Annotated in this window: 16 protein-coding genes and 1 tRNA gene; 6 read left to right on the forward strand and 11 right to left on the reverse strand. The window is 67.6% G+C overall.

Features of this window, described 5'->3' with window-relative positions; all coding sequences use genetic code 11:
• Nucleotides 1-25 precede the first annotated feature (25 nt).
• A complete protein-coding gene (folD, locus tag LGM89_RS21465; protein ID WP_226273810.1) occupies nt 26-886 on the forward strand; it encodes a bifunctional methylenetetrahydrofolate dehydrogenase/methenyltetrahydrofolate cyclohydrolase FolD in 861 nt (286 codons plus the stop codon).
• Nucleotides 887-1133: 247 nt separating this feature from the next.
• A complete protein-coding gene (locus tag LGM89_RS21470) occupies nt 1134-3221 on the forward strand; it encodes a M3 family metallopeptidase (RefSeq protein WP_226273811.1) in 2088 nt (695 codons plus the stop codon).
• A gap of 61 nt (nt 3222-3282) precedes the next feature.
• On the opposite strand, the gene dinB is transcribed toward LGM89_RS21470, so the two are convergent.
• Nucleotides 3283-4446, reverse strand: a complete 1164-nt coding sequence (gene dinB / locus LGM89_RS21475) for a DNA polymerase IV (protein WP_226273812.1) — start codon at nt 4444-4446, stop codon at nt 3283-3285.
• A gap of 137 nt (nt 4447-4583) precedes the next feature.
• Between dinB and LGM89_RS21480 the strand changes: the two genes are divergently transcribed.
• The gene (locus tag LGM89_RS21480) at nt 4584-5276 is read left to right on the forward strand and encodes an aspartate/glutamate racemase family protein (protein ID WP_089425769.1); all 693 of its coding nucleotides are present in this window, start codon (nt 4584-4586) and stop codon (nt 5274-5276) included.
• A gap of 98 nt (nt 5277-5374) precedes the next feature.
• Here LGM89_RS21480 and LGM89_RS21485 read toward each other — a convergent pair.
• A tRNA-Met gene (locus LGM89_RS21485) sits at nt 5375-5451 on the reverse strand.
• Between the two features lie 183 nt (nt 5452-5634).
• Between LGM89_RS21485 and xth the strand changes: the two genes are divergently transcribed.
• The gene (gene xth / locus LGM89_RS21490; protein ID WP_226207004.1) at nt 5635-6411 is read left to right on the forward strand and encodes an exodeoxyribonuclease III; all 777 of its coding nucleotides are present in this window, start codon (nt 5635-5637) and stop codon (nt 6409-6411) included.
• 23 nt (nt 6412-6434) lie between these two features.
• Here the strand turns inward: xth and LGM89_RS21495 are convergent, their stop codons facing one another.
• From LGM89_RS21495 to glnA, 4 genes are all read right to left on the reverse strand, one after another.
• The gene (locus LGM89_RS21495; RefSeq protein WP_226273813.1) at nt 6435-8549 is read right to left on the reverse strand and encodes a prolyl oligopeptidase family serine peptidase; all 2115 of its coding nucleotides are present in this window, start codon (nt 8547-8549) and stop codon (nt 6435-6437) included.
• 89 nt (nt 8550-8638) lie between these two features.
• Nucleotides 8639-10156: a nitrogen regulation protein NR(I) gene (gene ntrC / locus LGM89_RS21500; protein ID WP_226273814.1), complete on the reverse strand. Its 1518-nt coding sequence runs from the start codon at nt 10154-10156 to the stop codon at nt 8639-8641.
• 46 nt (nt 10157-10202) lie between these two features.
• Nucleotides 10203-11345 carry a nitrogen regulation protein NR(II) gene (gene glnL / locus LGM89_RS21505; protein ID WP_226207007.1) on the reverse strand — a complete coding sequence of 381 codons (1143 nt, stop codon included), beginning with the start codon at nt 11343-11345 and terminating at the stop codon, nt 10203-10205.
• Nucleotides 11346-11506: 161 nt separating this feature from the next.
• Entirely contained in the window at nt 11507-12922 is a 1416-nt protein-coding gene (gene glnA / locus LGM89_RS21510; protein WP_226207008.1) for a type I glutamate--ammonia ligase, read from the reverse strand.
• Between the two features lie 404 nt (nt 12923-13326).
• Here glnA and LGM89_RS21515 point away from each other — a divergent pair, with 404 nt between their 5' ends.
• Nucleotides 13327-13791: a rhodanese-like domain-containing protein gene (locus LGM89_RS21515; protein WP_226207009.1), complete on the forward strand. Its 465-nt coding sequence runs from the start codon at nt 13327-13329 to the stop codon at nt 13789-13791.
• A 115-nt stretch (nt 13792-13906) separates the two neighbouring features.
• Here LGM89_RS21515 and LGM89_RS21520 read toward each other — a convergent pair whose 3' ends face one another.
• The 5 genes from LGM89_RS21520 to hrpA all read right to left on the reverse strand — a co-directional run bounded on the left by LGM89_RS21520 (nt 13907) and on the right by hrpA (nt 22024).
• A complete protein-coding gene (locus tag LGM89_RS21520) occupies nt 13907-14722 on the reverse strand; it encodes a competence/damage-inducible protein A (protein ID WP_226273815.1) in 816 nt (271 codons plus the stop codon).
• Entirely contained in the window at nt 14719-15546 is an 828-nt protein-coding gene (locus tag LGM89_RS21525) for an EI24 domain-containing protein (RefSeq protein ID WP_089461276.1), read from the reverse strand. The genes LGM89_RS21520 and LGM89_RS21525 overlap by 4 nt, the downstream gene beginning before the upstream one ends.
• 111 nt (nt 15547-15657) lie before the next feature.
• The gene (locus LGM89_RS21530; RefSeq protein WP_043190403.1) at nt 15658-16632 is read right to left on the reverse strand and encodes a sterol desaturase family protein; all 975 of its coding nucleotides are present in this window, start codon (nt 16630-16632) and stop codon (nt 15658-15660) included.
• Between the two features lie 16 nt (nt 16633-16648).
• The gene (locus LGM89_RS21535; protein WP_089425787.1) at nt 16649-17638 is read right to left on the reverse strand and encodes a beta-propeller fold lactonase family protein; all 990 of its coding nucleotides are present in this window, start codon (nt 17636-17638) and stop codon (nt 16649-16651) included.
• Between the two features lie 180 nt (nt 17639-17818).
• Entirely contained in the window at nt 17819-22024 is a 4206-nt protein-coding gene (hrpA, locus tag LGM89_RS21540; RefSeq protein WP_226273816.1) for an ATP-dependent RNA helicase HrpA, read from the reverse strand.
• Between the two features lie 23 nt (nt 22025-22047).
• Between hrpA and argA the strand changes: the two genes are divergently transcribed.
• Nucleotides 22048-23427 (forward strand): amino-acid N-acetyltransferase, encoded by a 1380-nt coding sequence (argA, locus tag LGM89_RS21545; protein WP_089440565.1) that lies wholly within the window; start codon nt 22048-22050, stop codon nt 23425-23427.
• The last annotated feature ends 39 nt before the right edge of the window (nt 23428-23466 follow it).

Raw genomic sequence — 23466 nt, forward strand, 5'->3', positions numbered from 1 at the left:
CCAACTTCCCGGCAGGACCACCACCATGACAGCCCTCCTCATCGACGGCAACGCCCTTTCGAAGACCCTGCGCGCGCAGGCCGCCGAACGCGCCGCCGCCCTGACCGCACGCGGCCACCAGCCCGGTCTCGCGGTGATTCTCGTCGGCGCCAACCCGGCAAGCGAAGTCTACGTGCGCAACAAGATCAAGGCGTGCGAGGACAACGGTTTCTTCTCGCTGAAGGACGCGTACCCGGACACGCTGTCGGAAGCCGACCTGCTCGCGCACATCGACGCGCTGAACCGCGATCCGAAGATCCACGGCATCCTCGTCCAGTTGCCGCTGCCCAAGCACATCGACAGCCACAAGGTGATCGAGGCGATCGCACCGGAAAAGGACGTCGACGGCTTCCACGTCGCGAACGCCGGCGCGCTGATGACCGGCAAGCCGCTGTTCCGCCCGTGCACACCGTACGGCGTGATGAAGATGTTCGAGGCGCATGACATCCAGCTGCAGGGCGCGAACGCGGTCGTGATCGGCCGCTCGAACATCGTCGGCAAGCCGATGGCGATGATGCTGCTCGACGCCGGCGCGACCGTGACGATCTGCCACAGCAAGACGCGCGACCTCGCCGCGCACACGCGGCAGGCCGACATCGTGGTCGCCGCGGTCGGCAAGCGCAACATCCTGACCGCCGACATGGTGAAGCCCGGCGCGACGGTGATCGACGTCGGGATGAACCGCGACGACGCGGGCAAGCTGTGCGGCGACGTCGACTTCGCGGGCGTGAAGGAAGTGGCCGGCCACATCACGCCGGTGCCGGGCGGTGTCGGCCCGATGACCATCACGATGCTGCTGATCAACACGATCGAAGCCGCCGAGCGCGCCGCCGACGCGGCTGCCTGAGCGCCCGCCCCATTCAGCCGGCGTGCGGTTCCGCACGCCGGCGCCTCGCCGGCCGCACCGCACCCACCGCGTCGGCCGCGCCATCAAACGCCTCCACCCCGCATCCGACCCCGCGTCAATCGCGTCGTTAGAAACTAACGATTGGAAAGCGCGCGATGCGCCCCAATAATGTCGATATCGGGCGCCGCGTTGCCTTGCGCGCCTACCCTTTTCACTCCGGTTCATCCGGCAACAGACAGGGAGTCTTATGTCCGCCAGCGCCAACACCAACCCGCTGCTCGATTTCTCGGGCCTGCCCCGCTTCGGCGAGATCCGCCCGGAACACGTGACGCCCGCGCTCGACACGCTGCTCGATGACGCCAACCGCGCGGTCGAGACGGCCAGCGCGGCCGCGACGCCGGCAACCTGGGCAACCGTCGTCGAGACGGTCGAGTGCGCGACGGAGCCGCTCGGTCGCGCGTGGGGCATCGTCGGCCACCTGAACGCGGTTGCCGATACGCCCGAACTGCGGGCCGCCTATGGCGAGAATCTGCCGCGCGTGACCGAATTCTGGTCGAGCGTCGGCCAGAACCTCGCGCTGTACGAGAAATACAAGGCGATCGCCGCAAGCGCCGAATACGCGACGCTGTCCACCGAACGCAAGAAGATTCTCGACAACGCACTGCGCGATTTCCGCCTGTCGGGCGCCGAGCTGCCCGAGGACCAGAAGCCGCGCTTCGCCGAACTGCAGGAACAGCAGGCCGCGCTGTCGAAGGCCTTCTCCGATCACGTGCTCGACGCGACCAACGCGTACGCATATTTCGTGCAGGATGAGGCCGACCTGGCCGGCCTGCCCGGCGACGCGATCGAGGCCGCCCGCGAAGCCGCGCAAAAGGATGCGAAGGAAGGCTGGAAATTCACGCTGCACTTCCCATCGTACTTCCCGGTGCTGCAATACGCGGACAACCGCGCACTGCGCGAGACGCTCTACCGCGCCTATGCGACGCGCGCGTCGGAACTCGGGCCGCAGTACGGTGACGGCAAGGCCGAATGGGACAATACGGCGATCGTCGCCGATGCGCTGAAGCTGCGCCGCGAAGAGGCGCTGATGCTCGGCTTCCGCAACTTCGCCGAAGTGTCGCTCGCGCCGAAGATGGCCGAATCGCCGCAGCAGGTGATCGCGTTCCTCGAGGATCTCGCCACGCGCGCGCGCCCGCACGCGGACAAGGACTGGGACGAGCTGCGCACGTTCGCCGCCAAGGAGCTCGGCCTCGCCGAACTCGCGCCGTGGGACGTCGCATTCGCGGCCGAAAAGCTGCGCCAGCAGCGCTACGCGTTCTCGGAAAACGAGGTCAAGCAGTACTTCCCGGAGCCGGCCGCGCTGAAGGGCCTGTTCACCGTCACCGAGACGCTGTTCGGCGTGCAGATCAAGCCGGACGACGCGCCGGTGTGGCACAAGGACGTACGTTTCTTCCGCGTCGAGAATCGCGACGGCTCGCTCGTCGCGCAGTTCTATCTCGACCTGTACGCGCGCGAAGGCAAGCGCGGCGGCGCATGGATGGACGACGCGCGTTCGCGCGCGAAGCGCGGCAGCAGCGTGCAGACGCCGGTCGCCTATCTCACCTGCAACTTCTCGGCGCCGGTCGGCGGCAAGCCCGCCTGCTTCACGCACGACGAAGTCATCACGCTGTTCCATGAGTTCGGCCATGGACTGCACCACATGCTCACGCGCGTCGACGAACTCGGCGTGTCGGGCATCAACGGCGTCGAATGGGATGCCGTCGAGCTGCCGTCGCAGTTCATGGAAAACTTCTGCTGGGAATGGGACGTGCTGTCGTCGATGTCGTCGCACGTCGACACGGGCGCCGCGCTGCCGCGCGAGCTGTTCGACAAGATGATCGCGGCGAAGAACTTCCAGAGCGGGCTCGGCACGCTGCGCCAGATCGTGTTCTCGATGTTCGACATGCTGCTGCACGTCGACTTCGACCCGGCGGGCGCCACCGGCGTGACCGCGTTCGCGCGCGAGATCAACGAGCGCTATCACGTGATCCCGCAAGCCGCGTTCTCGCGCTGGCCGAACACGTTCAGCCATATCTTCGCGGGCGGCTACGCGGCCGGTTATTACAGCTACAAGTGGGCCGAGGTGCTGTCGGCCGATGCGTACGCGGCGTTCGAGGAAGCGGCCGCCGCAAGCGGCAGCGTGCTCGACGCGGCGACCGGCACGCGCTATCGCCGCGAAATCCTCGAGGTCGGCGGCAGCCGCCCGGCGATGGATTCGTTCAAGGCGTTCCGCGGCCGCGAGCCGCAGATCGATGCGCTGCTGCGCCATAACGGGATGGCGGCGCCCACGCACTGAGCGGGCCGCCAGCGCGTTCGGTTGCATGTGAGCAAAGGCACCGCTTCGGCGGTGCCTTTTTTCATGGCGCGGGGGACTCGTCGTCGAACAGCGAGAACTGTCCGTGGCGCTCGGCGGTATCTTCGTCGATGCGTACGCCGACGCCGAGCAGCCGCACCGCCTGCGCACGCCGTTGCAGCCCCTTCGCGAGCAGCGTGACGGCCGTGTCCGCATTCGTCGCATCGGCCACGCACTCGACCGTCGTGCGCTGGAAATCGGCGAAGCGGATCTTCACGTACAGCTTGCGGATCGAGCGCGCGGCGCCCGCCCGTTCGATCCGCGCGTCGAGTTGCACGACGAGGCGGCGGATTTCCTCCGCGCACTGCTCGAGCGTCGTCAGGTCGGTCACGTAGGTCGTCTCGACGCTGACCGACTTGCGCTCCTGGTCGGCCTGCACGCGCCGCTCGTCGATCCCGCGCGACAGTTCGTACAGCCGCCGCCCGAACGCGCCGAATTCACGGTGCAGGTCGATCAGCGGCCAGTCGCGCAACTGCGCGCAGGTCTGGATGCCGAGCCGGTCGAGCCGCGTGGCCGTCACCTTGCCGACGCCGTGCAGCTTGCGCACCGGCAGCGCCGCGACGAACGCGTCGATCTCGTGCGGCCGCACGACGAACAGCCCGTCGGGCTTGTTCCAGTCGGACGCGATCTTCGCGATGAACTTGTTCGGCGCAACGCCGGCCGACACGGTCACGCCGACCGTGTCGAACACGCGCTGGCGGATCTCCCGCGCAATCAGCGTGGCACTGCCCTGGCACCGCTCCGACCCGCTGACGTCGAGGTACGCCTCGTCGAGCGACAGCGGCTCGACGTCGGGCGTGTAGTCGCGATAGATCGCCATGATCTGCCGCGACGCCGCGCGATACTTGTCCATCGCGGATGGCAGGATCAGCAGGTCCGGACACTTGCGCATCGCCAGCGCCGACGACATCGCCGAATGCACGCCGTAGCGCCGCGCCTCGTAGTTGCAGGTCGCGATCACGCCGCGCTGGTCGGGCCGGCCGCCGACCGCGAGCGGCCGGTTGCGCAGCGACGGGTCGTCGCGCATCTCGACCGACGCGTAGAAGCAGTCGCAGTCGCAGTGAATGATCTTGCGCATGCGCGGCTGCGCATCGCCCGGCGGCGGCGCGGGCGAATCGGCAGGCGGAATGATGGTCGGGTTCACGGTGCCGATACTGTACAAAAACACAGTGCCGGTTTCAACTGTCGCGTGCGGCCGGGCCCGGCGGCGCCGTACTGGCCCGCTTTGCGCGGATCGTACCGGCCGGGCACGAACAGCCGCGCCTATACTCGTCTGCCGCAAGACACGAAACGCAAAGGTGACGCATGAAGACGATCGGACTGATCGGCGGGATGAGCTGGGAATCGTCGGCCGAGTACTACCGGATGATCAATCGCCATTCGAAGGCGTTGCACGGCGGACACCACAACGCGAAGAGCGTGCTGGTCACGGTCGATTTCGCGGAGATCGAAGCGCTGCAGCGCACGCACGACTGGGCCGCGCTCGGCGAACGGATGGCCGGCGCCGCGCGACAGCTCGAGGCGGCCGGCGCCGATCTGGTCGTGCTGACCACCAATACGATGCATCGCGTATGCGATGCGATCGAAGCCGCGGTGAAGTTGCCGTTCCTGCACATCGCCGATCCGACCGGCACCGCGCTGCGCGATGCCGGCGTCGAGCGCGTCGCGCTGCTCGGCACGCGCTACACGATGGAGCTGCCGTTCTACGCGGAGCGGCTGCGGGGGAAGTTCGGGATGGAGGTGCTCGTGCCGGACGAACGCGGGCGCGACGACGTGCACCGGATCATCTACGACGAGCTGTGCCACGGCATCGTCTCGCCGGAATCGCGCGCGACGTACGTGACGATCATCGAGGAACTGGCCCGGCGCGGTGCGCAGGCCGTGATCCTCGGCTGCACGGAAATCACGCTGCTGATCGGCGCGGACGACTCGCCGCTGCCGGTGTTCGATACGACCGCGCTGCATGCGAAGGCGGCGGTCGAGTGGGCGGCGCGCTGATCATTGCCGCGCGGAAAACAAAAAACCCGGCACGGGGGCCGGGTTCCTGTCGACGAAGCGCGCATCGGTCACTTGCGCTGCACATCGTCTGGTGTGCTTGGTTGCGGGGGTAGGATTTGAACCTACGACCTTCGGGTTATGAGCCCGACGAGCTGCCAGACTGCTCCACCCCGCGTCAGAGAAATAAATTATAGGGTGAGGGAGTACTCACGTCAATACTTTTGTCACAATTTCTTCGCGGTTCATCGAAACGGCTGCGCGCGGCGCCTCCCCCGCCTCGCACGAAGCGCGCGTTCGCGCCCCGTGCTCGCGGTAAGATGGCGGCCTTCGTATTCACCCCGCACGCACACTCCCGTTCATGAAAATCGCCACCTGGAACGTCAACTCGCTCAACGTCCGCAAGCAGCACGTGCTCGACTGGCTCGCGCAAAGCGGAACCGACGTGCTGTGCCTGCAGGAACTGAAGCTGCCGGACGAGAAATTCCCGCGCGCCGAGCTCGAGGCGGTCGGCTACCGCAGCTGGTTCACCGGCCAGAAGACCTACAACGGCGTCGCGATCCTCGCGCGCGACACGCTGTCCGTCGACGAATCGGACGTCGTGCGCAACATCCCCGGTTTCGACGATCCGCAGCAGCGCGTGGTCGCCGCGACGGTCGACGGCGTGCGCATCGTGTCCGCGTATTTCCCGAACGGCCAGGCGCCCGACTCCGACAAGTTCGTCTACAAGATGCAATGGCTCGACGCGCTGCAGGCGTGGCTGCGCACCGAGCTGCAGCGCTACCCGAAGCTCGCGCTGCTCGGCGACTACAACATCGCGCCGGAAGACCGCGACGTGCACGACCCGGCGAAATGGGAAGGCCAGAACCTCGTGTCGCCGCAGGAGCGCGCCCACTTCGCGCAACTGATCGAGCTCGGCTTCGTCGATGCGTTCCGCCGCTTCGAACAGCCGGAGAAAACCTTCACGTGGTGGGACTACCGGATGATGGCGTTCCGCCGCAACGCGGGGCTGCGCATCGACCACGTGCTGCTGTCGCCGGCGCTGGCCGAAACCTGCACGTCGTGCGAAGTCGATCGCACGCCGCGCACGTGGGAACAGCCGTCCGACCACACGCCCGTCGTCGCGGTCGTCGGCTGATCTCCCGGGCAGCCCGCGCGCGTTCAGCGCCGCGCGGGCGCCGGCCCGAGATGGGCCCACAGGAACCCGAATTCGGCCGCATCGGCCTCCGCGCGTTCCAGATCGTCGGCGCTGCCGTGGCCGCCGTCGGTGTTCTCCCAGTACCACACCCGTTCATGACCGAGCGCGTGCATGCGCGCGGCCATCTTGCGTGCATGCGCGGGATGCACGCGGTCGTCGCGCGTCGACGTCGTCAGCAGCAGCGGCGGATACGCGACGCCTTCGCGCACGCGGTGATACGGCGAGTACGCGGCCAGCGCCGCACCTTCGCGCGAATCGTCCGGGTCACCGTATTCGTCGAGCCACGCGGCGCCCGCGTGCAGCTTCGGATAACGCTGCATGTCGAGCAGCGGCACGCGGCAGAGCACCGCGCCGAACAACTCCGGCCGCTGCACCATGCACGCGGCGACCAGCAGCCCGCCGTTGCTGCCGCCTTCGATGCCCAGCTGCGCGGCAGTCGTCACGCCGGTCGCGGCCAGATCCTCGGCCACCGCGATGAAATCGTCGAACGAACGCTGGCGGTGTTCGCGCTGCGCATCGACGTGCCAGCGCGGCCCGAACTCGCCGCCGCCGCGGATGTGCGCGAATGCCATCACGCCGCCGCGTTCGAGCCACCCGATACCGAACGCATCGCTGTAGCCCGGCAGGTTCGGAATCGCGAAGCCGCCATAGCCCGACAGCAGGCACGGCCGCGCGACACGCGCGGCGCCGTCGGCCACGTCGAGTGCATCGCGCGGCCCGATCAGCGTGTACGGCACGATCGTGCCGTCTTGCGAGCGTGCGCTCGCGCGGCGCACGACGAGCCCGGCCGCGTCGAACTGCACCGGCGGCCGGTCGAGCAGCACGCGGCGCGACGGCGCATCGTCCGCGCGATCCGCAAGGTCGGCCAGCCAGCATTCGGGCGGATCGAGACAGGTGTCGACGTCCACGTAAATCTCGTCGTTCAGCGTCGACTCGACAGGCTCGACGTCGATCTGCGCATCGCCCGGCCCCGGCCACTCGAACGGCCGCGCATCCCACGTCCACGTACCGTCGTCGGCCTGGCTCGGCTGCCACAGCATCGTGCGGTTGTGCACGTCGTCGAGCCAGCTCGCGATCAGCGTCGTGCGCGTGTGCGTCCACGTGCACGCGGACGTCGACGGTTGCGGCGCGAACAGCGTCGTGAGTTCGCGCGACCCGGCGAGGAACGCCTGCTCGCGGATCGCGAGCAGCGAGCCGCCCGCATGGCGCACGCCGTCGCAATCCCAGTCGAGGCGCGGCTCCAGCATGAGCCAGCCTTCCCAGAACCCGACCTCGACATGGGTCGGCACGTCGTAGCGCACCCACTCGCCCGCTTCCGTCAAGCGGTACGCATGGGCGTCGAAGAAATCGACGCTGCGCCACGCGACGTGACGGTTGTCGATCGGATCGAACCCCGCCCCCGCGCTGATGTCGTCTGGTTCGCCGCGGAAGACGACGGGCGCATCGGCCAGCGCGGTGCCACGCACCCAGCGCCGCGCTTCATACGGATAGCCGGCCGCGGTCGCATGCGCTTCGCCGCGATCCCAGCTCACGTAGACGGTATCGCGATCGATCCAGCCCACCGTGTGATGTCCCGGCTCGTCGATCGTGAAACCGCCGTCGACGAAACGGCGTTCGACGAGATCGAATTCGCGCACGACGACCGCGTCGGCGCCGCCCGGCGACAGCGACAGCAGCGCGCGATCGCCGTCCGGGTACAGGATCGCGTCCTGCTCGAACACCCACGACTCGCCCTCCTCCGCACCGAGCGCGTCGACGTCGAGCAGCGTTTCCCACGCCGGTTTTCCCGCGCGCCAGTCGTCCCAGCGCGTGCGGCGCCACAGCCCCTTCGGATGGAGATCGTCCTGCCACAGGTCGTAGGCCCAGTCGCGCCAGCGCGTCGGAATCACCGGGCGCTCGCGCGGCAGGTACGCTTTGGCGAGGCGCGCCGTCAGCGCGCGATACGCGTCGTCGTCACGCAGCGCGGCGCGCGTGCGCGCATTCTGCTCGTCGACCCATGTGCGGGCGCGCTTGCTGTCGAGCGCTTCGAGGAAACGGAACGGGTCGGCCCCGGCGGGCCAGCGGAAGGAATCGGACATTGAGGATCGGCGGAATGGCAAACGGCGTGCAAACCGCGATTATGTCCGATCGCGGCATGCGCGACGCCCGCGCATGCCGCAAATCGTGCTCAGGGCTCCAGATGGAGTTCCTGGATCTTGCGCGTAATGGTGTTGCGGCCGATGCCGAGCCGCTCCGCGGCCTCGACCTTGCGGCCGCGCGTGAAGTCGAGCGCCTCGCGGATCACGGCCGCCTCGAAGCGGCGTGCGAGTTCGTCCATCACGTCGGCCGAGTTCTCGCGCAACAGCCGTGCGACTTCGGTACGCAAGCCATGCTCCCAGACCGGATAGCCAGCCGGCGCGCCGCCGTTCGGCGCGGCCGCGACGGGCGCGGACACCGCCGGCAGCGCACCGATCGCCGGTTGCGCGAGCGCAGCCTCGCCACCGTTGCCGTGCGCATCCGTACCGTCGCCCGTCGCCGCGACCGGCGCACCGGCCGGCACGAGGTCGGGCGGCAGGTCCTTGATCTCGACCGTCTGCGCGGGCGCCATCACGGTCAGCCAGTTCGCGAGGTTCTCGAGCTGGCGCACGTTGCCGGGAAACGCCAGCGACGTCAGGTAAGCCAGCGCTTCGTCGGACACGCGCTTCGGCTCGACGCCGAGATCGCGCGCACTCTTCTGCAGGAAGTGGCGCGTGAGCAGCGCGATATCCTCGCTGCGCTCGCGCAGCGGCGGCAGGCGCAGCCGGATCACGTTGAGCCGGTGGTAAAGGTCCTCGCGGAACAGCCCCTGGCGCACGCGCGATTCGAGATTCTGGTGCGTCGCGGCGATCACGCGCACGTTCGCGCGCAGCGGGTTGTGGCCACCGACCCGATAGAACTGCCCGTCCGACAGCACGCGCAACAGGCGCGTCTGCAGGTCGAACGGCATGTCGCCGATTTCGTCGAGGAACAGCGTGCCGTTCTCGGCCTGCTCGAAGCGGCCCTGCCGCGTCGTCTGCGCGCCGGTGAACGCGCCGCGCTCATGGCCGAACAGCTCGGATTCGAGCAGGTCCTTCGGAATCGCCGCGGTGTTCAGCGCGATGAACGGCCCGTTCGCACGCGGGCTGTGACGGTGCAGCGCGCGCGCGACGAGCTCCTTGCCGGTGCCCGATTCGCCGGTGATCAGCACGGTCGCGGCCGAGTGCGACAGGCGGCCGATCGCGCGGAACATGTCCTGCATTGCGGGCGCCTGGCCGAGCATCTCGGGCGCCTCGGCCACGCGCTCGTCCTGCGGCGCACCGCCGCGCAGGCTTTCTTCCACCGCGCGGCGGATCAGCTCGACCGCCTTGTCGACGTCGAACGGCTTCGCGAGATATTCGAACGCGCCGCCCTGGAACGCCGCGACGGCGCTGTCGAGATCGGAGAACGCCGTCATGATGATGACGGGCAGGCCCGGCAGGCGCTCGTGCATCGCCTGCAGCAACTCGAGGCCCGAGCCGCCCGGCATCCGGATGTCGGATACGAGCACCTGCGGGGTCTCGTGGTCGAGCGCGGCCAGCGCGTCACGCACGTTCGCGAAGCTCTTCGTCGCGAAGCTGTCCCGGGCGAGCGCCTTTTCGAGCACCCAGCGGATCGATTGGTCGTCGTCTACTATCCAGATCGGCTTCATAGGTCGGTCAGATATGGGTAAATCCGGTGAATCGCCATGCCGCCGCTCAATGGTCGAGCGGCAGCAGGATCTGAAATTCGGTACGTCCGGGCCGGCTTTCGACCTCGATCGTCCCGTCATGCTGCTGCACGAACGTCTGCGCGAGCGTCAAGCCGAGGCCGCTGCCGTCGTCGCGCCCGGACACGAGCGGGTAGAAGATCCGGTCGCGGATTTCCTCCGGAATGCCGGGCCCGTTGTCGATCACGTGCAAGTCCAGTGCCAGCCGGTACAGGCGCTTCGCGATCGTCACCTTGCGCGCGATGCGCGTGCGCAACTCGATCTTCGCGTCGCCCTGCGCGATGCGTTCGCGCAGCGCCTGCGCGGCGTTGCGCACGATGTTGAGCAGCGCCTGGATCAGTTGCTCCTTGTCGCCGCGCAGGTCCGGCACGCTCACGTCGTAGTCGCGCTCGATCGTGAGCCCGCGCGGGAATTCCGCGAGCATCACCGCGCGCACGCGTTCGCATACTTCATGAATGTTCACGTCGCCGACGATGTGCGGGTGCCGGTGCGGCTCCAGCAACCGGTCGACGAGCGTCTGCAGGCGATCGGACTCCTTGATGATCACCTGCGTGTATTCGCGCAACTCGCCGCGCTCGCGCTCGCCGAGCTCGAATTCGAGCAGCTGGGCTGCGCCGCGAATGCCGCCGAGCGGGTTCTTGATCTCGTGCGCGAGGTTGCGGATCAACTGCTTGTTGACCGCGGTCAGGTCGTGGATGCGCTCCTCGCGATCGGTGCGCGACTGCCGCTCGTTCTCGAACAGCTCGACGAGCACGAAATCGGGCGCGGTCTCGAGAAAGCCGACGATCGCGTGCACATGCAGCGGTTCGCGGCCGGGCCGGTCGAGCACGGTATCGAGGTGCGTCGCGTGAAAGCGTTCCTCGCCGATCGCGGTGATCGTCGATGCCAGCTCGTTCGCATTCGGAAAAATCTCGCCCCATGGCCGCTGCGCGAGCTGCCGGCGCGAGATGTCGAGCATCGCCTCCGCGGACGGGTTCGCGAACGCGATCCGCAGCGTCTTGCGGTCGAGCACGATCACGACCGTCGGCAGCGCTTCCAGCCCCGCCAGCAGGCCCGAGCGTGCGAGCCGCTCGTCGTCCGTCAGTCGCTCGGGCTGCCCCGTTTTCGCCTTGATCAGATTCTTCAGAACCATCTGCGTGCTTGTCGCGCCTCAACGGGCCAGAAAAGGAAAAATCACCGGAACAAAAAAGGGACGGCTCGACGCCGCCCCTTTCAGACTCCGCCGTTCCCGCCGCAGGCCGCGCGACGGGAACGAACCGGCATGACGGCGCTGAATCGAAGCGCCATCGCCGATTAGAGCGAGTAGTACATCTCGAACTCGATCGGGTGCGTCGTCATGCGGAACTTCGCCAGCTCCTGCTCCTTCAGCGCGAGGTACGCGTCGAGCATGCCGTCCGTGAATACGCCGCCACGGGTCAGGAACTCGCGATCCTTGTCGAGCGCTTCGATTGCCTGGTCGAGGCCCGCGCAGACGGTCGGGATCTTTGCATCCTCTTCCGGCGGCAGGTCGTACAGGTTCTTGTCCGCGGCTTCGCCCGGATGGATCTTGTTCTGGATCCCGTCGAGGCCGGCCATCATCAGTGCCGAGAACAACAGGTACGGGTTCGCCATCGGATCCGGGAAGCGCGTTTCGATACGGCGGCCCTTCGGGTTCGACACGTGCGGAATGCGGATCGATGCCGAACGGTTGCGTGCCGAGTAGGCGAGCTTGACCGGTGCTTCGAAGTGCGGGACCAGACGCTTGTACGAGTTCGTCGTCGGGTTCGTGATCGCGTTCAGTGCACGGGCGTGCTTGATGATGCCGCCGATGTAGAACAACGCCAGTTCCGACAGGCCTGCGTAGCCGTTGCCCGCGAACAGGTTCTGGCCGTCCTTCCAGATCGACTGGTGAACGTGCATGCCCGAACCGTTGTCGCCGACGACCGGCTTCGGCATGAAGGTTGCCGTCTTGCCGTACGAGTGCGCGACGTTATGGATGATGTACTTCGACCATTGCGTCCAGTCGGCGCGCTGGACCAGCGTCGAGAACTTCGTGCCGATTTCGTTCTGGCCCTGGCCCGCCACTTCGTGGTGGTGCACTTCGACCGGGATGCCGAGCTGTTCGAGCAGCAGGCACATTTCCGAACGCATGTCCTGGAACGTGTCGACCGGCGCGACCGGGAAGTAGCCGCCCTTCGTGCCCGGACGGTGGCCCGTGTTGCCGCCTTCGAATTCCTTGGCCGAAGACCACGGTGCTTCTTCCGAGTTGATCTTCACGAAGCAGCCCGACATGTCCGTGTTCCACTGGACCGAGTCGAAAATGAAGAATTCCGGTTCCGGACCGAAGTAGGCCGTGTCGCCGATGCCCGTGCTCTTCAGGTACGCTTCCGCGCGCTTCGCGAGCGAACGCGGGTCGCGCTCGTAGCCCTTGCCGTCGGCCGGCTCGACCACGTCGCAGGTCAGCACCAGGGTCGACTCTTCGTAGAACGGGTCGATGAAGGCAGCGGTCGGGTCCGGCATGAGCAGCATGTCCGACGCCTCGATGCCCTTCCAGCCCGCGATCGACGAGCCGTCGAATGCATGGCCGCTTTCGAACTTGTCTTCGTCAAACGCCGAAACCGGCACCGACACGTGCTGTTCCTTGCCGCGCGTATCCGTGAAGCGGAAATCGACAAACTTGACGTCCTCGTCCTTCACGAGCTGCATGACGTCGGCGACGGTTTTACTCATAACCTCTTCTCCTGATTGAACAATTCCGGCGGACTGGGAACCGCCTCGTTTATCGAGCTGACCGGGGTCTTGCTTTGGCGCAGCGCGCCCCGATTCGACCGAATCCTATAAAGCAGCTTCCGTGCCACCTATGCGCGAGAGGGGCGCGAATCGCGCCGGCGCTCGTCGCGACGGGGCTGTGCTGCGCAATTCCGGGGCTCGGCTGCCCGCCGCCTGCCAACTGAAAGCACCTCGATGGTGCAATCGTCGCGACGCGCCCCATCCCCGGAATCATCTTGGTGCATGCGCGCCATTCTGCACTCTTTTGGTGAGCGCGTGTGGGAGCGCGCACCGTCCCCCACGCGGACATCCGTGCCGCGACGCCGCGCTAGAATGTTCGTTTGACCGATAGGAGACTCCCTGCCATGAGTACGCTCGACCAGCTTTACGCGAAGGCCGACGAACGCCGCGCACAAGCCGCGCTCAACTACGCCGGGGCGCTGCTGCCGGCCGAGGCCTTCGAACTGCTGCAGCTCGATCCGTCGGCGCGCCTCGTCGACGTGCGCACCCGCGCCGAACTCGATTGGATCGGCCGCCCGCTCGTCGGCGACGGCCAGTACCTGCACCTCGAATGGACGCGCTACCCGGGCGGCGTGCCGAACGCCGAATTCGTCAACGAACTGAAGGCGGCCCTCCCGGCCGATACGCCTATCCTGTTCCTGTGCCGCAGCGCCGCGCGCTCGAAGCTCGCCGCGATCGCCTCCACCGAGGCCGGCTTCACGAAGGCCTTCGACCTGCTCGAAGGCTTCGAGGGCGCGAAGGACGCCGAAGGCCACCGCAAGACGGTCGAAGGCTGGTGCTTCCGGAAACTGCCGTGGATCGGCGCCTGACGGCACGCCGCTCCCACCGGTCGCGACAACCCCATCGTCGAGCCGGGCGATGACATGCCGATGACGGGCCGCGTTGCGCGGCCCGTGGTTTTTGTACGGCTGATCGAGGGGCCGCTCAGGCGCGCGGCGTATCGGGTTCGACGACGTCGCCGCCGAGCAGGTGCACGCCTTCACGCAGCTTCACGTATGCGGCTGCGACAGCCTCCGGCTCACCCTTCACGCCGAGGTCGATGTGGCGGCGCGCGTAGATCCCGCCGCGCTCCGCATCGCCGACGCTCGGCAGACTGAACACGCGCACGCCCGGGAAATCGCGCTCGATGCGCTCCATCAGCGGCGTGAGCGTCGATTCCGGCAGCTCGAACACGTACAGCGAGCGCTCCGCGTGCGGCGTCGCGTGATGCAGGTGCGCGTACTTCGTGTCGAGCACCCATTCGATCATCGGCCACGCCATCACCGGGAAGCCCGGCACGAAGTGCAGGTCGCCGACCGAGAAGCCGGGAATCCGGTTGTAGCCGTTCGGGATGATCGTCGCGCCCACCGGGAACACGCCCATGTTGAAGCGGTGCAGGTTCTCCGGCGACTCGAAATCGACCGGCGTGGCCGGATCGGTATGCGTTTCGCGGATCCGCTCCGAAATCAGCACCTTCGCTTCCGGATGCAGCTCGAGCGGCACGCCGAGCGCGGCGGCCGCGCACTGGCGCGTGTGGTCATCCGGCGTCGCGCCGATGCCGCCCGTCGAGAACACGATGTCGCCCGACGCGATCGCGCGTGCGAGGGTCGCCGTGATGCGCGCCGGATCGTCGCCGACGTATTCGGCCCAGTCGAGCGTGAGGCCGCGCGCGCCGAGCAGCTCGATGACCTTCGCCAGATGCTTGTCCTGCCGGCGGCCCGAAAGGATTTCGTCGCCGATGATGATGATGCCGATGCTCATGCCTGCCCCATGTCGATTGCGGTGGCGCGCGAACTCGCACGCAGGTCCTCCAGCGCGCGCAGGCAATAGTGCCCGAACCACAGCGCCGAGAAGACGAGGATGAAAGCGTATACCCAGATCATGGCCGCCGCGACGAACGGGAACAGCACCATCATCCAGACCGACGATACCCACACGAAGGTCGGCACGGTACCGAGCAGCCCGGTCGCGACGCCGATGCCGATCAGCGGCCAGCGGTGCCGCCGCACGAGCGCCCGGCGCTCGTCGCGGCTCGCGTGCAGCGCGAGCGCGTCGTAGGTCATCACGCGGTAGGTGAGCCAGCCCCAGATCACCGGCGGCAGCAGCGCGAAGAACGGCGGAATCAGCCACAGCGGGATCGTGACGACCAGCACGACGACGCCGGCCAGCGCCGCCCCCAGCGAATTGAACACGCTGCCGAAGAAGGTGCCGCCCCGCTTCGCCTCGAGCGCCGCGAACTGCCGGTTCGCGAGGTGCTTGATCACGACCGGCATCGAAATCGTCGCGATCAGCAGCAGCACGGTCAGCACGATCAGCGGAATCGCGAGCGACACGACCACGAACGGCGCGACGACGGCATGCAGCTGCGACATGCCGATCGCGTCGAACGCGCGGTACAGCATGGCCGTCAGCACGAAGCCGTCGAGCGCGCCGCGTGCGAGGTCCAGCAGCGACTGCCACGAGAACCACAGCACGACGCCCCACAGGACGGCCGAGACGAGAAACGGCATCAGGGTGAGCCACAGCATGCGCGGATGCAGTGCGCTCGCCAATGCGCGGACGAAGGAACGCAGCAAGTCGTTCATGCGAGCCTGTATCGACGGAGAAAAACGGGGAAAGGATAAACCACGCGGCCCGCATGCGCCAAAGCACATGCGGGCCGCGTGGGAGAGCCGCTCAACGTGGGAACGGCCGGATCAGGCCGATGCCGCGCCGCGCTTGGCGGGGAACAGGCGCCGGAAGATCCGCACGAACGCGAGGCCGTGCTGCGCCCAGAAGCCTTCGCCGTAGGACACGCCCTCGACCTGGTCGCGGATGCCGGTCGGCTCGACCGTGCGGTTCCACGACGCGGTGCCGAACATCATGTCCCACCACGGAAACAGCACGCCGAAGTTGCAGCCGTACTTCGTGCCTTCGTGGCCGTAGCCGACCGCGTGGTGGCGGCGATGGAAGATCGGGCTCACGAGCAGGCGCTCGCCGAGCCAGCCGAACGGCAGCCGCGCATTCGTGTGCTGAATGCTCTGCATGAAGTTCGTGAACGCGGTCAGCACGACGAACTGCGACGGCGTCACGCCGATCACGAGCGCGATCGCCGCGAAGAAGCACGACTGGATCACGTCGTCGAGCACGTGGTTGCGGTCATCGCACCACAACGACATCTGGCGCTGGCTGTGATGCACGGCGTGCAGCTCCCACCAGATGCCGAACTTGTGCTGCCAGCGGTGATACCAGTAGCCGGCGAAATCGAGCACGACGAGATAGATCGCGAACGTGACGATCGGCTTCGAGGTCACGCCCGGCCACAGGTAGTCGAGGTTCAGGTTCGCGACGCCGTGCAGGCGCAGCCACGCCTGGAAGTTGTCGAACAGCGGCTGCAGCGCGAAGAAGAAGAACAGCGAGTAGATGCCGAGCTTCGCGATCGCCGTGTAGATCACGTCGACCCGCACGGCCCGGCGGTTCGTCCAGCGCTCGACGGGCAGCAGCGCCTCGAGCGGGCGCAGCAGCACGAACATCAGCACCATCTGCAGCGCCCCGACGATCACCCAGTACAGCGCGTCGTAGGTGTCCTCGTCATAGTCCATCAGGTTGAACTTGAAGAGGAGCGGCTGCACGACGTCGACGTACAGCCAGGTCTGGATGTCCGAGACGAATGCATCGATCAGGTGCAGCATCGTTCTCCCCTGCCCGTCACGCGCCGTTCGCGGCGCGCCACGGCGCGCGGTCGTAGAAATAGATGCCGTGCGGCGAGCGGCCGACGGCGATCGTCTGCACCAGCTTGCGCGACGCCAGGTCGATGATCCCGACCTTCTTCGCGAAGCGGAACGTCACCCACAGCGTCTTCTTGTCGGCGGACAGCTCCATGTCGTCCGGGCCCGGCAGCAGGCCGGTGATATCGCCGACGTTGGTGAGCGTGTTCTCGTCGATGATGCTGATCGTGTTCGCGACCCGGTTCGTCACCGCGACGTGCGTGCCGTCGGCGAGCGAGCGGAAGTTGTGCGCGCCCTTGCCGGTGTAGATCTGCTTGACGACCTTCTGGTTGCGCCAGTCGACCACCGCGACGTAATCCGCACCGGTCATCCCGACGAGCAGGTACTTGTCGTCCGGCGTGAGCCACAGGCCGGCCGGCACCTTGCCGACCTTCATCTTCCACTTGACCGTCTGCGTCGGCAGGTCGATCGCCGCGATCTCACCGGAGACCTGCAGCGACACGAGCAGCGTCTTGCTGTCCTTCGTGAACGCGAGGTGGCTCGGCATCACCGCGAGCGGCACGCGCTTCACGAGCTTCAGGTCGCGGCCGTCGTAGCCGTAGATGTCGACGCGGTCGAGCCGCAGGCCGGCCGCCGCGAACCATTTACGGTCGGGCGAGAAGCCGAGCTGGTAAGGATCGTCGATCCCTTCGACGGTGCGCTGCAGCTTGCCCGTCTTCGGATCGAGGAACATCAGGCTGTTCGAGACCGAATTTGCAACGATCAGCGACGAATTGTCGGGCGTCGCCATCAGGTGATGTGGTTCCTTGCCGGTCGGCATCGTGCTGACGACTTCGCGGGTCTGCTGGTCGATCAGGGACAGCGTCGCTTCGGCCGAATTGAGGATGATCACGTTATTCGCGTGTGCGGCGGGCGCCAGCACGGCGGCGGCCAGCGCGAGCGTGCGGCCGAGGGAAAGGAAAGTGCGCATGAAGACTCACGTCGAGGAACAACCGTCATTGTAAAACGTTCAACCGGGCCGGCCGGTTGACCGAAGCCGGCATTGCGCCACTTCGACGCACGCCGCGGCGGCCCGGTCGGCCGGCGCGGCAGGCGCCGCGCGGCCGGCCGGGGCCGGCCGCCGGTGCCGGCCCGGGAAACCGATGTTGCGCTAGCGCTGCATCGACTCCCAGACCTTGTGCAGACGCTTGACAGAGACAGGCATCGGCGTGCGCAGTTCCTGCGCGAACAGCGAAATCCGCAGTTCCTCGAGCAGCCAGCGGAATTCCGCGAGCCGCGCATCGGCGACGCCGCCGCGCTGCGACACCGCGCGCTGGTACTGCTGGGCAAGCGGCAACAGGTCGGCCGACTGCTTCGCGTCGCGCGCCGGGTCGGCCTTCAGCTTGTCGATCCGCAGCGCGATGCCCTTCAGGTAGCGCGGGAAGTGCGCGAGTTGCGCGTACGGCGTGTCGATCACGAAGCGTTTGCCGACCAGCGCGGCGAGCTGCTGCTGCAGGTCCGCATGCGCCTGCGCGAACGGCTTCGCCTGCGCGAGCTTCTTCACGAGCCCCGCGTATTCGGCCAGGATCTGCCCGACCAGCCGCGCGATTTCCTGCGCGAGCAGGTTCAGGCGGCTCCGGCCCTCGTCGCGGCGCGCGTGGAAGGTCGCGTCGTCGTCGGGCAGCGGATCCTGCAGGCACGCGCGGTCGAGCGCCGTGTCGATCAACTGGTCGCGCAGCTCGTCCTGCGTGCCGAGCGACATGTACTGCATCGCCATCTCGCGCAGGCCCGGCAGGTTCTTCTCGAGGAACTTGATCGGCTCCTTCAGCTGCAGCGCGAACAGCCGCCGCAGGCCAGCCCGGTGGATGCGCGCGGCCTCCTCCGGCGAATCGAACACCTCGACGTCGCAATGCGTGCCGCGATCGACGAGCGCCGGGTAGCCGTAAAGCGTCTGGCCGCGCCGGCGGATCTCCAGCAGCTCGGGTAGCTTGCCGAAATTCCACGTCGTCAGGTTCTCGTACAGCGCGGTCGCACCGGCTTCCGCCGGCGCGGCCGTCTGCGGCGCCGCGCCCTTGCCGGCCTTCGCGCCACGACCGGCGGTGCCAGTCGTCGCGACCGTGGCAGGCGCCTGGCCGATCGGCTCGCCAGCGTCGCCATCGCCGCCGGCCGCGATCGTCGACGCCGCCGCGATCTTCTGGAACTGCTGCTGCGCCTGCGCGCCCAGCTCCTGGCGCAGCTGCGCGAGATTGCGCCCCATCGCGAGCTGGCGGCCGTGCTCGTCGATCACCTTGAAGTTCATGAACAGGTGCGCGGGGAGCGTTTCCAGCTTGAAGTCGGCCGTTTTCATCGCGATTTGCGTTTCACCCCGCACGTCGGCGATCAGCGCCTCGACGAGCCCGCCCGCGCCGAAGCGCTCGCGGCCCATCCGCTCGACGAAGCCGGCCGCGTACTCGGGCAGCGGCACGCAATGCCGGCGCAGCTTCTGCGGCAGCGACTTCAGCAGCAGTTGCACCTTTTCCTTCAGCATCCCGGGCACGAGCCACTCGCAGCGGCGCGCGTCGACCTGGTTCAGCGCATACAGCGGCACCGCGAGCGTCACGCCGTCGCGCGGCGTGCCGGGCTCGAAGTGATACGTGAGCGCCATCTCGACGCCGGCCATCGTCGCCCGCTTCGGGAACAGCTCGGTCGTCACGCCGGCCGCCTCGTGGCGCATCAGGTCGTCGCGCGACAGGTACAGCAGCCGCAGCTTGTCCTCGGGCTGGCCGCCCTTCTTCACCTCGTCGCGATACCAGCGCTCGAACGCGGCGCCCGTGTGAATCCCTTCCGGAATCGCCTGGTCGTAGTACGCGTAGATCAGCTCGTCGTCGACCAGCACGTCCTGCCGGCGCGACTTGTGCTCGAGCTGCTCGATGTCGGCGAGCAGCTTGCGGTTGTGCGCGAAGAACGCGAGCTTCGTGTCGAACTCGCCCTCGACCAGCGCGCCGCGGATGAACAGCTCGCGCGCCCTCGACGGATCCTGCTTGCCGAACGCGACGCGCCGGCGGTGGTAGATCGGCAGCCCGTACAGCGTCGCGCGCTCGTACGCGCTGACCTGCGCCGGGCGCTTTTCCCAGTGCGGCTCCGACAGCGATTTCTTCAGCAAATGCGCGCCGATCTTCTCGACCCATTCGGGCTCGATCTTCGCGAGGCAGCGTGCGTACAGCCGGCTCGTCTCGACGAGCTCGGCGGCCATCACCCAGCGGCCGGCCTTCTTCGCGAGCGCGGAGCCCGGCCACAGGTAGAACTTGATCCCGCGCGCGCCGAGATAGTGCGGATCGTCGTCGGCCTTCAGGCCGAGGTTGCCGAGCAGGCCCGTCAACAGGGCCAGATGGACCTGTTCGTAGGTCGCCTCGACTTCGTTCAGCCGCCAGCCGTGCTCGCGCACGACGGTCAGCAACTGCGAATGGACGTCGCGCCACTCGCGCAGCCGCAGGTGCGACAGGAAGTTCTGCCGGCACGCGTCGATCAGCTGGCGGTTCGACTTCTTGTGCGCGACCGCCTCTTCGAACCACGCCCAGATCTTCAGCCACTGCAGGAACTCGGAACGCTCGTCGGCGAACCGGCGGTGCGCCTGGTCGGCCTGCTCCTGCGCTTCGATCGGACGGTCGCGCGGATCCTGCACGGACAGCGCGCTCGCAATGATCAGCACTTCGCGCAGCGACTGCTGGTCGCGCGCGGCAAGAATCATCCGGCCGACGCGCGGGTCGAGCGGCAGCCGCGCGAGTTCGCGGCCGAGCGGCGTCAGCGCGTTGTCGTCGTCGACCGCGCCGAGTTCGTTGAGCAGTTGGTAGCCGTCCGCGATCGCGCGGCCGGGCGGCGGCTCCAGGAACGGGAACGATTCGATCGCGGTGAGATGCAGCGACTTCATCCGCAGGATCACCGACGCGAGCGACGAGCGCAGGATTTCCGGATCGGTGAAGCGCGCACGCGCCTGGTAGTCGCTTTCCTCGTACAAGCGGATGCAGACACCGTCGGCCACGCGGCCGCAACGGCCTGCGCGCTGGTTCGCGGCCGCCTGCGAGATCGACTCGACCTGCAGCTGCTCGACCTTGTTCCGGTACGAATAGCGCTTCACGCGCGCAAGGCCCGTATCGACCACGTAACGGATGCCCGGCACCGTCAGCGAGGTTTCGGCCACGTTGGTCGCGAGCACGATCCGGCGCGCGTTCGACGCCTTGAACACCTTGTCCTGGTCGGCCGCCGAGAGCCGCGCGAACAGCGGCAGGATCTCGGTGTGCGGCGGATGGTGCTTGCGCAGCGCCTCGGCCGCTTCGCGGATCTCGCGCTCGCCGGGCAGGAACACCAGCACGTCGCCGGGGCCTTCGCGGCACAGCTCGTCGACCGCGTCGACGATCGCGTCCATCAGGTCGCGCTCGGCTTCGCGCGCGGTCTTCACGCGGTCGCGGCCGCCCGTGCCTTCGGCGTGCTTGACGGCCGGGCGATCCTCGGCCACCGGCCGGTAGCGCATCTCGACCGGATACAGCCGCCCGCTCACCTCGATCACCGGCGCGGGATGCGCGTCGGTGCCGAAATGGCGCGCGAAGCGATCGGCGTCGATCGTCGCGGACGTGACGATCAGCTTCAGGTCCGGCCGCCTCGGCAGGATTTCCTTCAGGTAGCCGAGCAGGAAGTCGATGTTCAGGCTGCGCTCGTGCGCCTCGTCGATGATCAGCGTGTCGTACGCCTTCAGCAACGGATCGGTCTGCGTCTCGGCGAGCAGGATCCCGTCCGTCATCAGCTTCACGGACGCGCCCGGCGCGAGATTGTCGGTAAAGCGCACCTTGTAGCCGACCACTTCGCCGAACGGCGTGCCGAGTTCCTCGGCGATCCGGCGGCCGGTGGACGACGCGGCGAGGCGGCGCGGCTGCGTATGGCCGATCAGGCCTGTGCCGCCGGCGCCGAGGCCGCGGCCGAGATCGAGACAGATCTTCGGCAACTGCGTGGTCTTGCCCGAGCCGGTTTCGCCGCAGACGATGACAACCTGATGACCGGCGATCGCACGCGCGATTTCGTCGCGCTTGCCCGACACGGGCAGGCTTTCGGGGTAGGTGATCGGCGGAACGGGATTCGGCGCGACGACCGCGCGCGGCGGACGCTCGCGGCGCGGCGCGCGCTCGCCCGTCACAGCGGACGCATCCTTCGCGGCCGGCTGGCGCGCGTCGCGCGATGCGTCGCCACGCGGCCCGCGCGGCCCGTGTGCAGGTTTGCCCGCCTGCTGTTCCTGCGGCCGGCGCGGCGGCTGGCCCTGCTGCTGGCGTGCATCGGCCGCACCATTTGGGTGCCGGGCCGACGGCGCTTTGGCCCGCGTCGGCGCGGGACTTTTAGGTACATTCGACATGGGGGCGCATTATAATCCCGCCCATGAATTCCCAAACCGACCTCCCTCCCGCCCAGACCGGCGCCACGACGCCGCCGGTTGCCGACGACTCGGCCGCCAGTCACGCGCAGTTCGTCGACTGGATGCGCTCCGTCGCGCCCTATATCCACAAGTTCCGCAACAGCACGTTCGTCGTGGGGTTTGGCGGCGAGGTGGTGCAGCAGGGGCTGCTGAATGCGCTCGTGTCCGACATCGCGCTGCTGCAGGCGATGGGTATCCAGATCGTGCTGGTGCACGGCTCGCGGCCGCAGGTCGAGGAGCAGCTGAGCCTGCACGGTGTCGAATCCGAGTTTTCGCACGGGCTGCGCATCACCGATGCGCGCGCGCTCGAATCCGCGAAGGAAGCGGCCGGTGAAGTGCGTCTCGACATCGAGGCCGCGATCAGCCAGGGTCTGCCGAACTCGCCGATGGCGCACGCGCACATCAGCGTCGTGTCGGGCAACTTCGTGACCGCGCGGCCGGTGGGGATTCTCGACGGGGTCGATTTCGCGCATACGGGCATCGTGCGCAAGATCGACGCCGAATCGATCCGTCATTCGCTCGCGAGCCGCAAGCTCGTGCTGCTGTCGCCGCTCGGCTTCTCGCCGACCGGCGAAGCGTTCAACCTGTCGATGGAAGATGTCGCGTCGGCCGCCGCGATCGCGCTGCGCGCCGACAAGATCATCTTCCTGACCGAAGCGCCCGGCATCGTCGACGACGAAGGCGAGCTGGTGCGTGAAATGTCGCTCGACGCGGCGGCCGAGCTGCTCGATTCCGGCAACGTCCAGGGCGACGACGCATTCTTCCTGAAGCATTCGATCCGCGCGTGCCGCGGCGGCGTGACCCGGGCGCACCTGATCCCGCAATCGCTCGACGGCAGCATGCTGCTCGAACTGTTCCTGCACGACGGCGTCGGCACGATGATCTCGTACGAGAACCTCGAGAGCCTGCGCGAAGCGACGCCGGACGACGTCGGCGGCATCCTGTCGCTGATCGAGCCGCTCGAGTCGGACGGCACGCTGGTGCGGCGCGGCCGCCACCAGATCGAACGCGACATCGACCACTTCTCGGTGATCGAGCACGATGGCGTGCTGTTCGGTTGCGCGGCGCTGTATCCGTACCAGCAGGAGAAGATCGGCGAGATGGCGTGCCTGACGGTCGCGCCGGAAGCGCAGGGCTCGGGCGACGGCGAACGCCTGCTCAAGCGCATCGAGCAGCGTGCCCGCGCGCGCGGCCTCACGCATATCTTCGTGCTCACGACGCGCACCGAGCACTGGTTCCTCAAGCGCGGCTTCGTCAAGGTCAGCGTCGACGACCTGCCGGAAGACCGCCGCAAACTCTATAACTGGCAGCGCAAGTCGCTCGTGCTGATGAAACAGCTCTGAGCGCAGGCACGACTGCCCTCCCCCAGTCCGATTACAGGA

The organism is Burkholderia sp. AU31624, from assembly GCF_020420065.1.
Lineage (GTDB): Bacteria > Pseudomonadota > Gammaproteobacteria > Burkholderiales > Burkholderiaceae > Burkholderia.

What these genes read in the sequence shown, in the direction of transcription:
- LGM89_RS21520 (WP_226273815.1), bottom strand. Translation starts at nt 14,722, where the DNA reads ATGAGCATCGGCATCATCATCATCGGCGACGAAATCCTTTCGGGCCGC.
- LGM89_RS21480 (WP_089425769.1), top strand. Translation starts at nt 4,584, where the DNA reads ATGAAGACGATCGGACTGATCGGCGGGATGAGCTGGGAATCGTCGGCC.
- ntrC (WP_226273814.1), bottom strand. Translation starts at nt 10,156, where the DNA reads ATGAAGCCGATCTGGATAGTAGACGACGACCAATCGATCCGCTGGGTG.
- LGM89_RS21495 (WP_226273813.1), bottom strand. Translation starts at nt 8,549, where the DNA reads ATGTCCGATTCCTTCCGCTGGCCCGCCGGGGCCGACCCGTTCCGTTTC.
- glnA (WP_226207008.1), bottom strand. Translation starts at nt 12,922, where the DNA reads ATGAGTAAAACCGTCGCCGACGTCATGCAGCTCGTGAAGGACGAGGAC.
- hrpA (WP_226273816.1), bottom strand. Translation starts at nt 22,024, where the DNA reads ATGTCGAATGTACCTAAAAGTCCCGCGCCGACGCGGGCCAAAGCGCCG.
- xth (WP_226207004.1), top strand. Translation starts at nt 5,635, where the DNA reads ATGAAAATCGCCACCTGGAACGTCAACTCGCTCAACGTCCGCAAGCAG.
- LGM89_RS21535 (WP_089425787.1), bottom strand. Translation starts at nt 17,638, where the DNA reads ATGCGCACTTTCCTTTCCCTCGGCCGCACGCTCGCGCTGGCCGCCGCC.
- argA (WP_089440565.1), top strand. Translation starts at nt 22,048, where the DNA reads ATGAATTCCCAAACCGACCTCCCTCCCGCCCAGACCGGCGCCACGACG.
- LGM89_RS21530 (WP_043190403.1), bottom strand. Translation starts at nt 16,632, where the DNA reads ATGCTGCACCTGATCGATGCATTCGTCTCGGACATCCAGACCTGGCTG.
- glnL (WP_226207007.1), bottom strand. Translation starts at nt 11,345, where the DNA reads ATGGTTCTGAAGAATCTGATCAAGGCGAAAACGGGGCAGCCCGAGCGA.
- folD (WP_226273810.1), top strand. Translation starts at nt 26, where the DNA reads ATGACAGCCCTCCTCATCGACGGCAACGCCCTTTCGAAGACCCTGCGC.
- LGM89_RS21515 (WP_226207009.1), top strand. Translation starts at nt 13,327, where the DNA reads ATGAGTACGCTCGACCAGCTTTACGCGAAGGCCGACGAACGCCGCGCA.
- LGM89_RS21470 (WP_226273811.1), top strand. Translation starts at nt 1,134, where the DNA reads ATGTCCGCCAGCGCCAACACCAACCCGCTGCTCGATTTCTCGGGCCTG.
- LGM89_RS21525 (WP_089461276.1), bottom strand. Translation starts at nt 15,546, where the DNA reads ATGAACGACTTGCTGCGTTCCTTCGTCCGCGCATTGGCGAGCGCACTG.